Here is a 14,877-nt window from a genome sequence, read left to right as displayed (position 1 = left end):
GAAGGTCTCAGGGGGCCTTAGGACGCGGTCGGGAGGTTCAGGAACAGGTCGAAGAACATGCCCGCCGACAGGAACAGGCCGATCGCGCCCAGGACGGCTCCGGCGAGGGCCACGGCGCGGACCCAGGTGGGCCGCTGCGGGCGGACGAGGACGAGCACGGCGACGACGAGGGCGAGGAACGCGAAGACGCCGTTGACCAGTGCGGTGCTGTGCCAGGCGTCGGCGTAGATCTCGTTGATCTGCTGGGCCGCGGTGCCGCCCTGGGCCTTGATCTGCCCGATGAGGGTCTCGCGCTCGCTGACGACCTTGCCCACCCAGGTGCCCGTCAGGGCGGCGAGCCCGAGGCCGGCGGAGACGACGGCCGCGGCCGCCGCGCCGACGCCGTCGCCGGAGGCCGTGGCGGACGCCGCCTCGGCCTCGGCGAGGTCCTCGTCGTCCAGCTCGTCGAGCTCGTCCGACTCCTCCACGGCCGCCGCGGTCTTGGCCTTCCCGGCCGTCCCGCCCGTCTCAGCCGCCTCAGCCTTCTCCGCCGTCCCGGCCTTCTCCGCCGTCTCGTCGGGCGCCGGCGTCTCGTCAGTCTTGATAGTCATGCACCGCACGCTAGGTGCCACGTATGAGAAGCGCCTTAAAGAACAGCCTCGGGCAAGGGCCTCAGGTCGCCGGCTCGGCCTTCTGGGCCTTCCACTCCGGTGCGAGCACCGACCAGACCTCCATGTCGAGGCGCCGGCCCCGGTACGCGTAGCTCTCGCGCAGCACGCCGTCCTTGGTCATCCCCAGCCTCCGGGCCACCGCGATGCTGCTCTCGTTCTTCGAGGAGACCAGCCACTCGACACGGTGGATGCCGCGTTCCCCGATCGCCCAGTCGATGATCGTCCGCGCGGCCCGGGTGACCAGGCCCTTGCCGACGGCCGAAGGCTCCAGCCAGCAGCCTGCCTCGGCCGTCGCCTGGTTCACGTCCATCGCGCGGAAGAGCACGCCGCCGACGAGGGTGCCCTCGGTCCAGATGCCGTAGATCCGGCCGGCGTCGTTCGCGGCCTTCTCGGCGTACGCCTGGAGGAAGGAGCGGGCCGATTCGAGGTCCGTCACCACGTCGGCGAGGGCGATGTGCTGCCCGACGTACTCGCGCCCCCGGTCCATGTGGGTGAGGAACTCCTCGGCGTACGAGGGCTCCAGCGGCCTCAGTTCGGCGCCGTCGTCACCCAGCGATATCGCGAACACTGTTCTCGTCCTCCGCAGTCGGAACCGTCACACGCTGTGTGGGGATCTTCGCACGGGCGTCGGCCACGGCGCGGGACTCCGGCGGTTCGATGCTGATCCGGGGCAGCCGGCGGTCGAGCCAGCGGGGCAGCCACCAGTTCGCCCCGCCGAGCATGTGCATGAGGGCGGGTACGAGCAGGGTCCGCAGGACGAAGGCGTCCAGAGCGACGGCCGCCGCGAGCGCGATGCCGAACATCGCGACGACCCGGTCGCCGGAGAGCACGAAGGCGAGGAAGACGGAGATCATGATGACCGCCGCGGAGTTGATCACACGGCTGGTCTCGGCGAGCCCGACCCGGACCGCCCGCCGGTTGTCGCCGGTCTCCAGCCACTCCTCGTACATCCGGCTGACCAGGAAGACCTGGTAGTCCATCGAGAGCCCGAAGAGCACCGACACCATGATGACCGGCAGGAAGGGTTCGATCGGGCCCGCGCTGCCGAGGCCGAGGAGCTCGCTCCCCCAGCCCCACTGGAAGATCGCGACGACGATGCCGAAGGCGGAGGCGACGGCGGCGACGTTCATCAGCGCGGCCTTCAGCGGGATGCCGAGGGAGCGGAAGGCGACCAGGAGCAGCAGAGAGCCCAGGGCGACGACCACGCCCACGAAGAGCGGCAGCTTGCCGACGATGATCTCGGCGAAGTCGTCGTACGAGGCGGTGACGCCGCCCACGTGCACATCGAGCGAGGTGCCCTGCTCGGCCGCCGGCAGCACGTCCGAGCGGAGCCGGTCGACGAGTTCGCTGGTGGCCTTCGACTGCGGTGAGGAGTCCGGTACGACGGTCAGGGCGGCGGTGTCCCCGGCGCTGTTGTAGACGACCGGGGAGACGGCTTCGACACCGCGGGTGTGTGCCAGCTCGGCCGGCAGCTCGCCCATCGCGACACGGTCGTCGGCGCCGTCGATCGCGGCGACGAGGGTGAGCGGCCCGTTGACCCCGGGCCCGAACCCTTCGGCAAGCAGGTCGTACGCCTGCCGGGTGGTCGACGTGGCGGGCCCGTTGCCCTGGTCGGAGGTGCCGAGGTGGAGCGAGAAGGTCGGCAGCGCCAGGACCAGCATGACGACGGCGGCGACCGCGCCGAGCAGCTTGGGGTGGCGCTCGACGAAGGCGGACCAGCGGGCGGCGAAACCGGTCGGCAGCTCGGGCTGCGGTCCGTGCTCGGCGAGCTGTCGGCGCTCGCGGCGCGAGAGCGCCCGCATCCCGATGAGCGAGAGCAGCGCGGGCAGCAGGGTCACGGACGCGGCGACCGTGAGGACGACCGTCAGCGAGGCGGCGATGGCGACGCCGTTGAGGAAGCTGAGTCGCAGTATGAGCATGCCGAGGAGGGCGATGCAGACGGTCGCGCCGGCGAAGACGACGGCGCGGCCGGTGGTCGCGACGGCGATCTGCGCGGATTCGGGGACCGAGAGCCCGCGTTTGAGTCCCTTGCGGTGGCGCGTGACGATGAAGAGCGCGTAGTCGATGCCGACGCCGAGGCCGATGAGCATGCCCAGCATGGGGGCGAAGTCGGCGACGGTCATGACATGGCCGAGGAGCACGATCCCGGAGTACGCGATGCCGACGCTGACGAGCGCGGTGGCGATGGGAAGCGCGGAGGCGGCGAGCGAGCCGAAGGCGAGGAAGAGGACGACGGCCGCGACGACGACGCCGACGGCCTCGGCGACATGCCCGCCGGAGGCTTCGGTGAGAGCGACGGCGCTGCCGCCGAGCTCGACCTGGAGGTGGTCGCCGGCGGCCCCGCGGGCCGTGTCGACCAGGGCCTGGGCCTGGGACTTCGGGATGTCGTCGGCCTGCTCGTGGAAGATCACCGGGGCGTAGGCGGTCCGCCCGTCCTCGCTGATCTGCGCCTGGGCGGCCGGGCCGTCGTCGTACGGAGAGGTCACGGACGCGATGCCGGGCAGGTCGGCGACCTCGTCCAGCATCTCGGTCATGCGCTGCTCGACACCGGTAGCGCGGACACTGCCCTGGTCGGTGTGCCAGACGATGGTGTTGCTGTCGCCCCCGGAGCCCGGGAAGCCCTTCTCGAGGAGGGCGGTGGCACGGCCGGACTCGGTGCCGGGGACCTCGTAGTCGTTCGAGTACGCCGAGCCCGCCACCGATGCTCCGGCGACGGCTCCGCCGAGGACGGTGAGCCAGAGGAGAACGGCGACGAGGCGGTGCTTGATGCACCACCGTGCGATGGCTGCCAAAGGACGTGCTCCCTGGTGGGTGGTTCGTGGATCTTTACCGGGGAACAGCCCGCAAAGAACGCATGACCTGGATAAGGCCACTGTTACAGCCTTAAGAGATCCTTTGTCCCTTTCGTGGCGTTACTCACAGCGCTGCGCGGAAGCTCAGGCCTTTGGTCCTGTGCTTCCGCGCAGCGCCGTGCAGGGAGGGTCAGCCGGAGACGCTCGCCCGCCCGTTCTCGATGTGCCCCATGAGCCGCCGGCGGAAGCCGCCGGGCCCGGTCACCTCGACGTCGTACCAGCCGTGCGCGTCGGCCGCCGAGTGCACGAGGGTACGGCTCCTGCCGGGCTTCACCTTGACCGTACGGGTCCAGTCGCGGAGGTCGTCCTGGTCCACGTAGCCGAGCGGGCGGACGGTGAAGGAGACCGTCGCGGTGCCCGTGTTCCGTACGGTGAGGTGCAGGTCACGGTCATGATGATCGATGTGTGTGGCGAGGTCGGCGCCGCCGGCCGCCGGGCCCTCGAACTCGCGGCGGAAGCCGTTCGGACCGGTGATCGTGAAACGGTAATGATCACGCGTAAGGGGTACGGCCCATTGCGCCTTGCCCCTTACATCCCGGTGCTGGGGAACGGCGAACTCACCGGCGTACGGGTACAGCGCGAAGTGCGCGGAGGCCTTCCCGCTGTTCGTGAGGTCGACGGTGAGCGCACCGCCGCCGACCCGCGCCTGGGCGTCCGGCTGGTACGGCAGCGGACGGGCCGGGCGGGTGCCCGGCTCCTGGACCGGCATCTGCTGGACGGCCGGGGGCTGCGGCCGCCAGCGGCCGGAGAACGGGGGGATCGGGCCGGGCTCCTCGACGTCGGGCTGCCGGTGGGCGCGCCGGAAGTCGAAGGCGGAGGTCAGGTCGCCGGTGACGGCGCGCCGCCACGGGGTGATGTTGGGCTCCTCGATGCCGGTGAGCTGCTCCAGGAACCGGATCACGGAGGTGTGGTCGAAGGTCTCGGAGCAGACGTAGCCGCCGACCGACCAGGGCGAGACGACGAGCAGCGGGACGCGGATGCCGAGACCGGTGGGCAGGCCCTTCCAGCGCTCGTCCGTGTTGTCGGCCGGCGGGACGGGCGGCGGCACGTGGTCGAAGAAGCCGTCGTTCTCGTCGTAGTTGATCAGGACGACGGTGTGGCGCCAGACGTCCGGGTGCGAGCCGAGGGCGTCGAGCACCTTGTAGACGAGCGAGGCGGAGGCGATCGGCGAGGAGGAGCCGGGGTGCTCGGAGTCGATCGCGGACGGGACGAGGTAGGAGACCTCGGGGAGCGTTCCGGCGGCCACGTCGGCGCGGAAGGCGTCGGCGAGCCTGCCGGTCTCGACGCGGCGCAGGCCCCGCTCGAAGAGCGAGCGCTCGGCGGGGGTGAGCGTGGCGACGCCGTCCTCGAGGGCGGCGAGCAGCCGGGCCCGCTCGGCGTCGTCGTCCGTGTCTCGGACGGCGGCGTAGAAGGACTCCATGAAGGTGTGCCCGCCGGTGGGGGCGAGCGCCTTGCGGGCGATCTTCTTGAAGGAGGTGAAGAACTCGATGTTGTTGTCGGTGAAGTTCTCCCACTCGGTGTACGTCTTCCAGGTCCGCCCGGCCGCTTCGAGACGCTCGGCATAGGTGGGCCAGGGGTAGCCGGGGTGGGTGCCCTCGGCGTACGCGGCGTTGGTGACGGCACGGCTGCCGTCGGCCTCGTAGCCGGTCCAGCCGGACCAGAGGTGGTTGCGGTTGGGGCTCGTCGAGGTGTGGGTGGACGAGTGGTAGGCGTCGCAGATGGTGAAGGTGTCGGCGAGCTCGTAGTGCAGCGGGATGTCCTGACGGTCGTAGTACGCCATCGTCGCCGCGGTCTTGGCGGAGACCCAGCCGTCCATCCAGCCGTCGTGCCAGGCCTTGGCGCCGCCGCTCCAGGAGTGGTCGAGGTCGCCGATGTACTGGAGGTCCTTCTTCTGCGTCTCGGCGGCGCCGCGGATCGGGAACGGCAGCACGGTCCGGCCGAGCGCGGCGGGCTGCTCGAACACCGGCGTACCGGAGGGGAGCTCGATCGCGTTGCGGTCGCCGAAGCCGCGGACCCCGCGGAGGGTGCCGAAGTAGTGGTCGAAGGACCGGTTCTCCTGCATGAGGATCACGACGTGGCGGACGGCCGACATACCCCCGGCCGGCGGTCCCGCGGCGATCGCCTCCTGGAGCGACGGCGGGAGCAGCGAGCCCGCAGCGGCGGCGCCGAGCGCGCCTCCGCCCAGCGCGAGGACCCTGCGGCGGGACATCCGGGACTTCTCGGGGGACAAGACCGACCTCCAGTCGACGGCCAATGGTTCGCCTTCGAGCCATTGGGTGGTACGTCGGGGACGGTAGTGACGCCGGATGACGCGCGGAAGACCCGACGCGGACCGCGCGGTGAACGTCCAACACCCGGTGACAGGAGTCCAAGCGCGGAAATATTCGCTGCCGCGCCGGTCGATGGGCGTGCAGACTCGATCCATGGCGGACATGTGGGCGTTCCGGGACGCGGTCGGTGACTGGGCGGCGGGCGGTCCCGGCGGTCCGGCGAGCGAGCTGGCGGTACGACTGGGGCTGCGGACGGCGGTGTTGCTGGAAGGACCGAGCGACCTCGCGGCCGTCGAGACGCTGGCCGCCCGGCGGGGCCGGGACCTCGCCGCCGAGGGCGTGTGCGTGGTGTCGATGGGCGGGGCGATGAACGTGGGCCGGTACGCGGGCCTCCTCGGGCCGCCCGGTCTCGGTCTGCGCCTGACGGGACTGTGCGACGAGCGCGAGCAGCGGTACTACGACCGCGGTCTGGAGCGGGCCGGCGCGCCGCGGGACGGCATCTTCGTGTGCGTGGCGGACCTGGAGGACGAACTCATCCGCACCCTGGGCACGGAGAGGGTCGAGGAGATCGTCCGGGCAGAGGACGACGACCTGCGCGCCTGGCAGACGTTCCTGCGCCAGCCGGCCCAGCACGGCCGGCCCCGCCATCAGCAGCTGCGGCGCTTCCTCGGCACGAAGAAGGGCCGCAAGATCCGCTACGGCAGCCTGCTGGTCGAGGCCCTCGCCCCCGACCGTGCCCCGGCCCCGCTCGACGACCTCCTCAGGAGCCTCTGACCGCCGGGCTCCGGCCTCACGTCGGTACGAAGAGGGCGGCGCCCCGGGTCGTGGAACCCGGGGCGCCGCCCTCGTACGCGTGACAGTCGGACGCTCAGCCTTCGCTGACGCCCAGCTTCTCCAGGATCAGGTCCTTCACGCGCGCCGCGTCCGCCTGGCCGCGGGTGGCCTTCATCACCGCGCCGACCAGGGCGCCGACCGCGGCGACCTTGCCGCCGCGGATCTTGTCGGCGATGCCCGCGTTGGCCGCGATGGCCTCGTCGACGGCCGTGCCCAGCGCGCCCTCGTCGGAGACGACCTTCAGGCCGCGCTTCTCGACGACCTCGTCCGGTCCGCCCTCGCCGGCCAGCACGCCCTCGATGACCTGGCGGGCCAGCTTGTCGGTGAGGTCGCCGGAGGCCACCAGCTCGGTCACACGGGCGACCTGCGCCGGAGTGATCGGCAGCTCGTCCAGGGCCGTGCCCGACTCGTTGGCGGAGCGGGCCAGTTCGCCCATCCACCACTTGCGGGCCTGGTCCGCGGGAGCACCGGCGTCCGTGGTCGCGACGATCAGGTCGACCGCGCCCGCGTTGAGGATCGACTGCATGTCGTGCTCCGACACACCCCACTCCTCACGGAGCCGGTTGCGGCGCACGCGCGGCAGCTCGGGCAGTCCGGCACGCAGCTCCTCGACCCACTCACGGGCCGGGGCGACGGGGACGAGGTCCGGCTCCGGGAAGTACCGGTAGTCCTCGGCGTTGTCCTTGATCCGGCCGGACGTGGTGGAGCCGTCGTCCTCGTGGAAGTGACGGGTCTCCTGCACGATCTGGCCGCCCGACTGGAGGACGGCCGCGTGGCGCTGGATCTCGAAGCGCGCCGCCCGCTCCACCGAACGGAGCGAGTTGACGTTCTTCGTCTCCGAGCGGGTGCCGAAGGTAGTGGTGCCGTGGGGGCGCAGCGACAGGTTCACGTCGCAGCGCATCTGGCCTTTGTCCATCCGCGCCTCGGAGACGTCCAGCGCGCGGATCAGCTCGCGCAGCTCGGCGACGTACGCCTTGGCGACCTCGGGGGCACGCTCGCCCGCGCCCTCGATCGGCTTGGTGACGATCTCGATGAGCGGGATGCCGGCGCGGTTGTAGTCGAGCAGGGAGTGGGACGCGCCGTGGATACGGCCGGTGGCGCCGCCGACGTGCAGCGACTTGCCGGTGTCCTCCTCCATGTGGGCGCGCTCGATCTCCACGCGGAAGATCTCCCCGTCCTCCAGCTGGACGTCCAGATAGCCGTTGAAGGCGATCGGCTCGTCGTACTGCGAGGTCTGGAAGTTCTTCGGCATGTCCGGATAGAAGTAGTTCTTCCGGGCGAAGCGGCACCACTCGGCGATCTCGCAGTTCAGCGCGAGACCGATCTTGACGGCCGACTCGACGCCGATCGCGTTGACGACCGGGAGCGAGCCGGGCAGACCCAGACAGGTCGGGCAGGTCTGCGAGTTGGGCTCGGCGCCCAGCTCGGTCGAGCAGCCGCAGAACATCTTGGTCTTCGTGCCGAGCTCGACATGGACCTCCAGGCCCATGACGGGGTCGTACGCAGCGAGCGCCGCGTCGTACGACAGCAGTTCAGTGACGGTCACAGTGAGACTTTCCCTCTCAGCCCAGCAGGACGTCGTCGTCGCCCAGGCGCTTCAGCTCCCGGTAGAGGATCGCCAGGCCGGTAACGATGGCGGCGGCGGACACGGCGGAGTCGATCAGCCGCAGCATGTCGTTGTCGCTGCGGGCCATCTTGGCCTGCTTCGCGACGCTGATGGCACCGAACGCGGTGGTCGCCAGCGAGACGTAGACGCCGGTCTTGGACTTCTTGAAGTTCTTGGCCTTCTTTGCCATGGCACTCATAGCGACGGAGCCTCCTCAAGCAGTGGGTGACCCCACCTTTCCACGAAGGCGGCCTCGACGGCGGCGCCGACCCTGTACAGCCGGTCGTCCTTCATGGCGGGGGCGATGATCTGCAGCCCGACCGGCAGGCCGTCCTCCGGCGCGAGGCCGCAGGGCAGCGACATGGCGGCGTTGCCCGCCAGGTTGGTCGGAATGGTGCACAGGTCCGCGAGGTACATCGCCATCGGGTCGTCGGCGCGCTCGCCGATCGGGAAGGCGGTGGTGGGGGTCGTCGGGGAGACGATCACGTCCACCTGCTCGAAGGCCTGCTCGAACTCACGGGTGATGAGCGTGCGGACCTTCTGCGCCGAGCCGTAGTACGCGTCGTAGTAGCCGGAGCTCAGCGCGTACGTACCGAGGATGATGCGGCGCTTGACCTCGTCGCCGAAGCCGGCCTCACGGGTGAGGGCGGTGACGTCCTCGGCCGACTTCGTACCGTCGTCGCCGACCCGCAGGCCGTAGCGCATGGCGTCGAAGCGGGCCAGGTTGGAGGAGCACTCCGACGGCGCGATCAGGTAGTACGCCGAAAGGGCGAGGTCGAAGGTCGGGCAGTCAAGCTCGACGATCTCGGCACCCAGCTCCTTGAGGAGCTCGACGGACTCGTCGAAGCGCTGCACGACACCGGCCTGGTAGCCCTCGCCGCGGAACTGCTTGACGACACCGACGCGCATGCCGGCGACGGAGCCGTTGCGGGCGGCCTCGACGACCGGCGGGACCGGGGCGTCGATGGAGGTCGAGTCCAGCGGGTCGTGCCCGGCGATGGCCTCGTGCAGCAGGGCCGCGTCCAGGACCGTACGGGCGCAGGGGCCGCCCTGGTCGAGGGAGGAGGAGAAGGCCACCATGCCGAAGCGGGAGACCCCGCCGTAGGTCGGCTTGACGCCGACGGTGCCGGTGACGGCGGCGGGCTGGCGGATCGAGCCGCCGGTGTCCGTGCCGATGGCGAGGGGCGCCTCGTAGGCGGCGAGGGCCGCGGAGGAGCCACCGCCGGAGCCGCCGGGGATCCGTGTGAGGTCCCAGGGGTTGCCGGTGGGGCCGTAGGCGCTGTTCTCGGTGGAGGACCCCATGGCGAACTCGTCCATGTTGGTCTTGCCGAGGATGACGACGTCGGCGGCCTTGAGGTTCTTCACCAGGGTCGCGTCGTACGGCGGGATCCAGCCTTCGAGGATCTTCGAGCCGACGGTCGTCGGGATGCCGACGGTGGTGAAGATGTCCTTGAGCGCCAGGGGGACGCCGGCCAGCGGGCCGAGCTTCTCGCCCTTGGCGCGCTTCTCGTCCACGGCGCGGGCCTGGGCGAGGGCGCCCTCGCGGTCGACGTGCAGGAAGGCGTGGACCTTCTCGTCGACGGCCTCGATCCTGGCGAGGTGGGCCTCGGTCACCTCGACGGCGGTGAGTTCGCCGGAGGCGATCTTCGCGGCGATCTCGGCGGCCGTGAGCTTGATGATGTCCGTCATGTGATTAGTCCTCCCCCAGGATCTGCGGCACCTTGAAACGCTGCTGCTCCTGGGCCGGGGCGCCGGAGAGCGCCTGCTCGGGGGTGAGCGACGGACGGACCTCGTCCGCGCGCATGACGTTCGTCAGCGGCAGCGGGTGGGAGGTCGGCGGTACGTCTTGGTCGGCGACCTCGGAGACGCGGGCGACCGCGCCGATGATGTCGTCGAGCTGACCGGCGAAGTGATCGAGCTCTTCGCCCTTCAGCTCCAGACGCGCCAGCCGTGCGAGGTGGGCGACCTCCTCGCGCGTGATGCCAGGCATGCGATCCTCACGGGGTGAGTTTGATGGTGTTGGCCCAATCCTATGGGGCCCGCACCGCTACCCGTGAAACGGTCGCCCGCCGCCCGCCGCGCGGCTACTGCACCACCTGGCCCGAGGACTGGTCGAGGTCCACGGCCGCGGCCGCCTCCGCGGCCTGCATCGCGGCCTCCTCGGAGGGGCGGCGCCAGCCGCGTTCGCCGCGGGCGAGCAGCCAGGCGGTGGTCTCGGCCGGGGGCATCGCGGCGGCCACCAGCCAGCCCTGGACGGCGTCGCAGCCCAGGTCCCGCAGGCGCTCCCAGGTCTCGTCGTCCTCGACGCCCTCGGCGACCACGAGCAGGCCGAGCGAGTGGGCGAGGTCGAGGGTGCAGCGCACGATCTCGGCGTCCTCGGCGTCGACGGCGAGCCGGGCGACGAAGGAGCGGTCGATCTTCAGCTCGCTCACCGGGAGGCGCCGCAGGTGGACCAGGGAGGAGTAGCCGGTACCGAAGTCGTCCAGGGACATCTTCACGCCGTGGCCGGTCAGCCCGGCCATGGTGTCGGCGGCGCGCTGCGGGTCCTCCAGGAGCACGTGCTCCGTTATCTCCAGCTGCAGGGCCCCTGCCGGGACGCCGTGCCGGGCCAGGCGGGCGGCGACCGCGCCGGCGAAGCCGGGGGTGTGGACGTCCCGGGGCGAGACGTTCACGGCCACAGGAACGTTCAACCCCTGGGCACGCCACCGGGCCACCTGCGCGAGCGCGGTCTCCAGGACGTACTCGGTGAGGTGGGGCATCAGGCCCGAGGACTCGGCGATGGCGATGAACTCGTCCGGGGGGACCCGCCCGCGCTCCGGGTGCACCCAGCGCACCAGGGCCTCCAGGCCGGCGACCTGCCCGTCGAAGCGGACCTTGGGCTGGTAGTGGAGCTCGACCTCGCCGGCGTCCAGGGCGCGCCGCAGGTCGCCGAGGAGTCCGAGCCGGTCGGGGGTGTTGGAGTCGCGCTTGGACTCGTACACCTCGACGCCCGTACGGTCCCGCTTCGCCTGGTACATGGCGACGTCGGCCCGCCGCAGCAGCCCCTCGGCGTCCAGCGCGTGGTCGGGGAAGACCGCGACGCCGGCGCTGGCCTCCAGGACGAGGGTCAGGCCGTCCAGATCGAGCGGCGAGGAGAGCTCGGCGACCAGATGGCGGGCGACACGCTGGGCGCTGGTGGTGGAGTCGGCGATGGGGAGCAGGACGGCGAACTCGTCACCGCCGAGCCGCGCGGCCTCCGCCCCGCGCGGCAGGGCGAGCTTGAGCCGCTCGGCGATCTGAAGAAGCAGCCGGTCCCCGGCGAGATGGCCGAGGGTGTCGTTGACCGAGCGGAAACGGTCGAGGTCGATCAGGACGAGGGCCGAGCGGGCGCCCTCCCCCTCGGCCTCCTCCAGGGCGGTCCAGGCCCGCTCCAGGAGCCACTGGCGGTTCGGCAGTCCGGTGAGCGGGTCGCGCAGCTGCTCCTCGGCGCGGGCGCGGGCGATCCAGAGGGTGGAGTCGAGGGCGATGAGCGGGACCGCGAAGAGCGGCAGCAGGATCGGCTGGGCGACGGCGACGACGCAGATCAGCGGGGCGATGCCCAGCAGGGCGACCGCGACGAGGCCCTGCCGGAGCAGGGCGGTGCGGGCGACGGTCGGCAGTCCGCCGCTGCGGGGCGAGAGGGCGTACCACAGGAGCAGGCGGGTGACCGCGAGGTAGGTGGCGGCGGCGAGCACCACTTCGGGTACGTCGGCGATCCCCCAGTCGGGGGGCTGCCAGGGGTGCTCGACCGTCGGTACGTCTCCGAACGCGGCGAGGACCAGGGCGGCGGCGCCGACGCCGAGGACGTCCACGGCGCCGTGCAACAGGCCCTGGCGCCAGCGGTGCCGGCGGGCCGCGCCGACCAGGAGGACGACGGCCATGGAGACGAGTCCGGCGGGCACCCAGCCGTAGAGGAGCAGGACGGCGAGGGTGAGGGCGGCGCCGGAGCCGGTGCCGCCCCACCAGCGGTCGCGGCCGAGGGCGACCAGGTGTCCGACGATGAGTCCGGTGAGGACGGCGAGGGACCAGCCTTCGGCGCCGCCGGGGAAGAGTCCGTGGCCGGCGCTCAGGACGTGGTAGAGCCCGGTGACGAGCGCGCCGGCGGCGAGCCCCACCACCGCTCCGGGCAGCCCGGAGGTGATGCCCACGAAGGCCGCGCGGGCACGCGGCCGTGAGACCGGGGCGGCGGCACTCTCGGTCGGTTTCATTCCGTCCCTCTCACAGCCGGCGGTGCCGATGCAACGCGATGGGCCGTTGTCATACCGCCACGACCGGCAGAGCCCTCACGCGGCCGTGCGCGACAGACGCACGGTCTCAACACTAGGCCGCGGAGGGCTCCGACGGGCAGCGCTCTCCATGTCTTGCCCGAATGCGACCTGGCCACCCGTAACGATCTGGTATGCGCCAAACGGGTGACGTTCGCGCGGCCGCCGCTCCGGCTCTCCCGCGGGCCCTCCCGGCTATCCCTCGACCGGAACCGCGGCCTCCCTAGCGGCCTCGGGACCTTGTTCGAGCAGCACGCCGAAGCCGTCCTCGTCGAGAACCGGAACCTTCAGCTGCATCGCCTTGTCGTACTTGGATCCAGGGTTCTCGCCGACCACCACGAAGTCGGTCTTCTTCGAAACGGAACCGGTGACCTTCGCTCCGCGGCTCTGGAGCGACTCTTTTGCGCCATCCCTGGTGAAGTTCTGCAGGGTGCCGGTGACGACGACGGTCAGTCCCTCCAGCGGACGCGGCCCCTGCTCCTCGCCGGCGCCCTCGTCCTCGAACGCCACTCCCGCCGCACGCCACTTGCGCACGATCTCGCGGTGCCACTCCTCGGAGAACCAGTCCTTCACCGCCGTGGCGATGATCCCGCCGACCCCGTCGACGGCCGCCAGCTCCTCCTCGCTCGCCTGCTCGATCCGCTCCAGGGAGCGGAACTCGCGGGCCAGCGCCTGGGCGGCGACGGGCCCCACGTGCCGGATGGAGAGGCCGTTGATGAACCGGGCGAGCGGGCGGGCCTTGGCCGCCTCGATGTTCGCCAGCATGGCAAGCGCGTTCTTCTTCGGCTCGCCCTTCTGGTTGGCGAAGACCGTGACGACCTTCTCCTCACCGGTCTTCGGGTCCCGCTTGGGCAGCCCGCTGTCGGAGTCGAGGACGTACGCCTTGATCGGCAGGAGCTGCTCGATGGTGAGGTCGAAGAGATCGCCCTCGTCGACGAGCGGCGGCTCGGCCGGCTCCAGGGGGCGCGTCAGCGCGGCCGCGGCCACCGCGCCGAAGTTCTCGATGTCCAGGCACTCACGGCCCGCCAGATAGAAGAGACGTTCACGCAGTTGGGCGGGGCAGGTCCGCGCGTTGGGGCAGCGCAGATCGATGTCGCCCTCCTTCATGGCCCGCAGCGGCGTCCCGCACTCGGGGCACTCGGCGGGCATCACGAACTCCCGCTCGGTGCCGTCCCGCAGGTCGGCGACGGGACCGAGGATCTCCGGGATGACGTCACCGGCCTTGCGCAGCACGACCGTGTCACCGATCAGCACGCCCTTGGCCTTCACCACCTCCTGGTTGTGGAGCGTGGCGAACTCGACCTCCGAACCGGCGACCGTGACCGGCTCCACCTGGGCGTAGGGAGTGACCCGGCCCGTCCGGCCGACACCGACCTTGATGTCGACCAGCTTGGTGTTGACCTCCTCGGGCGCGTACTTCCAGGCGATCGCCCAGCGCGGGGCGCGCGCGGTGGAGCCGAGCCGGCCCTGGAGCGGGATCTCGTCCAGCTTGACGACGACCCCGTCGATCTCGTGCTCCACGGAGTGGCGGTTCTCGCCGAAGTACGCGATGAACTCCCGTACCTCGTCGAGCGAGGCCACGACCTTGTTGTGCCGGGCGGTCGGCATGCCCCACTCGCGCAGGAGGTCGTACGCCTGGCTGAGGCGGTCGATGTCCAGACCCTCGCGGGCGCCGATGCCGTGGACGACCATCCGGAGGGGACGGGTCGCGGTGACCTTCGGGTCCTTCTGCCGCAGCGAACCGGCCGCCGCGTTGCGCGGGTTGGCGAAGGGCTTGTCGCCCGCCTCCACCAGACGCGCGTTCAGCCCTTCGAAGGCTTCCATCGGGAAGTAGACCTCGCCGCGGATCTCGACGAGCTCCGGGACGCGGTCCCCGTGCAGCCGGTCCGGGATGTCGGCGATCGTACGGACGTTGGGCGTGATGTCCTCGCCGGCCCGGCCGTCGCCCCGGGTGGCCGCCCGGGTCAGCCGGCCGCGCTCGTACGTCAGGTTGACCGCGAGGCCGTCGACCTTCAGCTCGCACAGCAGGTGGTAGTCGGGCGTGCCGACGTCACGGGCGGTCCGCTCGGCCCAGGCGGCCAGTTCCAGGTCGTCGAAGGCGTTGTCGAGGGAGAGCATGCGCTCCCGGTGGGCGACGGAGGTGAACTCCGTCTCGTACTGCCCCGCGACCTTCTGCGTCGGCGAGTCCGGCGTGCGCAGCTCGGGGTACTCCTCCTCCAGCGCCTCCAGGGAGCGCAGGAGCTTGTCGAACTCGCCGTCGCTGATGACCGGCTGGTCCCTCACGTAGTACCGGAAGCGGTGCTCCTCGACCTGCTCGGCCAGGTCCGCGTGCTTCTCCCGTGCCTCGGCGGGCAGGGCCCCCTGTTCGACTGCCACCGTTAC

General features: G+C 71.2%; 11 protein-coding genes. 1 reads left to right on the top strand and 10 read right to left on the bottom strand.

Going from position 1 to position 14,877, the window contains the following annotated elements; all coding sequences use genetic code 11:
• Positions 1–17: 17 nt before the first annotated feature.
• From ACFY8U_RS24880 to ACFY8U_RS24865, 4 genes are all read right to left on the bottom strand, one after another.
• Complete coding sequence (locus ACFY8U_RS24880) at positions 18–590, bottom strand: hypothetical protein (RefSeq protein ID WP_389573731.1); 573 nt, start codon at positions 588–590, stop codon at positions 18–20.
• 61 nt (positions 591–651) lie between these two features.
• Complete coding sequence (locus ACFY8U_RS24875; protein ID WP_389573728.1) at positions 652–1,218, bottom strand: GNAT family N-acetyltransferase; 567 nt, start codon at positions 1,216–1,218, stop codon at positions 652–654.
• On the bottom strand, positions 1,196–3,442 hold the full coding sequence (locus ACFY8U_RS24870; RefSeq protein WP_389573726.1) for an MMPL family transporter: 2,247 nt from the start codon (positions 3,440–3,442) through the stop codon (positions 1,196–1,198). Before ACFY8U_RS24870 ends, ACFY8U_RS24875 begins: the two co-directional genes overlap by 23 nt.
• A gap of 190 nt (positions 3,443–3,632) precedes the next feature.
• Positions 3,633–5,711: a phosphocholine-specific phospholipase C gene (locus tag ACFY8U_RS24865; protein ID WP_389573723.1), complete on the bottom strand. Its 2,079-nt coding sequence runs from the start codon at positions 5,709–5,711 to the stop codon at positions 3,633–3,635.
• A 214-nt stretch (positions 5,712–5,925) separates the two neighbouring features.
• Between ACFY8U_RS24865 and ACFY8U_RS24860 the strand changes: the two genes are divergently transcribed.
• Positions 5,926–6,546, top strand: coding sequence for a TOPRIM nucleotidyl transferase/hydrolase domain-containing protein (locus ACFY8U_RS24860; protein ID WP_389573720.1), 621 nt, complete (start codon positions 5,926–5,928; stop codon positions 6,544–6,546).
• A gap of 94 nt (positions 6,547–6,640) precedes the next feature.
• On the opposite strand, the gene gatB is transcribed toward ACFY8U_RS24860, so the two are convergent.
• The 6 genes from gatB to ligA all read right to left on the bottom strand — a co-directional run bounded on the left by gatB (position 6,641) and on the right by ligA (position 14,871).
• Positions 6,641–8,152 (bottom strand): Asp-tRNA(Asn)/Glu-tRNA(Gln) amidotransferase subunit GatB, encoded by a 1,512-nt coding sequence (gatB, locus tag ACFY8U_RS24855; RefSeq protein WP_389573717.1) that lies wholly within the window; start codon positions 8,150–8,152, stop codon positions 6,641–6,643.
• 16 nt (positions 8,153–8,168) lie between these two features.
• On the bottom strand, positions 8,169–8,411 hold the full coding sequence (locus ACFY8U_RS24850; RefSeq protein ID WP_389573715.1) for a hypothetical protein: 243 nt from the start codon (positions 8,409–8,411) through the stop codon (positions 8,169–8,171).
• Entirely contained in the window at positions 8,408–9,901 is a 1,494-nt protein-coding gene (gatA, locus tag ACFY8U_RS24845) for an Asp-tRNA(Asn)/Glu-tRNA(Gln) amidotransferase subunit GatA (protein ID WP_389573712.1), read from the bottom strand. Before gatA ends, ACFY8U_RS24850 begins: the two co-directional genes overlap by 4 nt.
• A 4-nt stretch (positions 9,902–9,905) precedes the next feature.
• Entirely contained in the window at positions 9,906–10,202 is a 297-nt protein-coding gene (gene gatC / locus ACFY8U_RS24840; RefSeq protein WP_015036350.1) for an Asp-tRNA(Asn)/Glu-tRNA(Gln) amidotransferase subunit GatC, read from the bottom strand.
• Between the two features lie 94 nt (positions 10,203–10,296).
• On the bottom strand, positions 10,297–12,438 hold the full coding sequence (locus ACFY8U_RS24835; RefSeq protein ID WP_389573709.1) for a putative bifunctional diguanylate cyclase/phosphodiesterase: 2,142 nt from the start codon (positions 12,436–12,438) through the stop codon (positions 10,297–10,299).
• Between the two features lie 252 nt (positions 12,439–12,690).
• Positions 12,691–14,871, bottom strand: a complete 2,181-nt coding sequence (gene ligA / locus ACFY8U_RS24830; RefSeq protein ID WP_389573707.1) for an NAD-dependent DNA ligase LigA — start codon at positions 14,869–14,871, stop codon at positions 12,691–12,693.
• Positions 14,872–14,877 lie beyond the last annotated feature (6 nt).

The sequence above is a fragment of the Streptomyces sp. NPDC012508 genome, from assembly GCF_042902595.1.
GTDB lineage: Bacteria > Actinomycetota > Actinomycetes > Streptomycetales > Streptomycetaceae > Streptomyces.
This window is presented reverse-complemented; position numbering and strand designations above follow the sequence as displayed.

What these genes read in the sequence shown, in the direction of transcription:
- ACFY8U_RS24850 (WP_389573715.1), bottom strand. Translation starts at nt 8,411, where the DNA reads ATGAGTGCCATGGCAAAGAAGGCCAAGAACTTCAAGAAGTCCAAGACC.
- ACFY8U_RS24860 (WP_389573720.1), top strand. Translation starts at nt 5,926, where the DNA reads ATGGCGGACATGTGGGCGTTCCGGGACGCGGTCGGTGACTGGGCGGCG.
- ACFY8U_RS24835 (WP_389573709.1), bottom strand. Translation starts at nt 12,438, where the DNA reads ATGAAACCGACCGAGAGTGCCGCCGCCCCGGTCTCACGGCCGCGTGCC.
- ACFY8U_RS24865 (WP_389573723.1), bottom strand. Translation starts at nt 5,711, where the DNA reads ATGTCCCGCCGCAGGGTCCTCGCGCTGGGCGGAGGCGCGCTCGGCGCC.
- gatA (WP_389573712.1), bottom strand. Translation starts at nt 9,901, where the DNA reads ATGACGGACATCATCAAGCTCACGGCCGCCGAGATCGCCGCGAAGATC.
- ACFY8U_RS24880 (WP_389573731.1), bottom strand. Translation starts at nt 590, where the DNA reads ATGACTATCAAGACTGACGAGACGCCGGCGCCCGACGAGACGGCGGAG.
- gatC (WP_015036350.1), bottom strand. Translation starts at nt 10,202, where the DNA reads ATGCCTGGCATCACGCGCGAGGAGGTCGCCCACCTCGCACGGCTGGCG.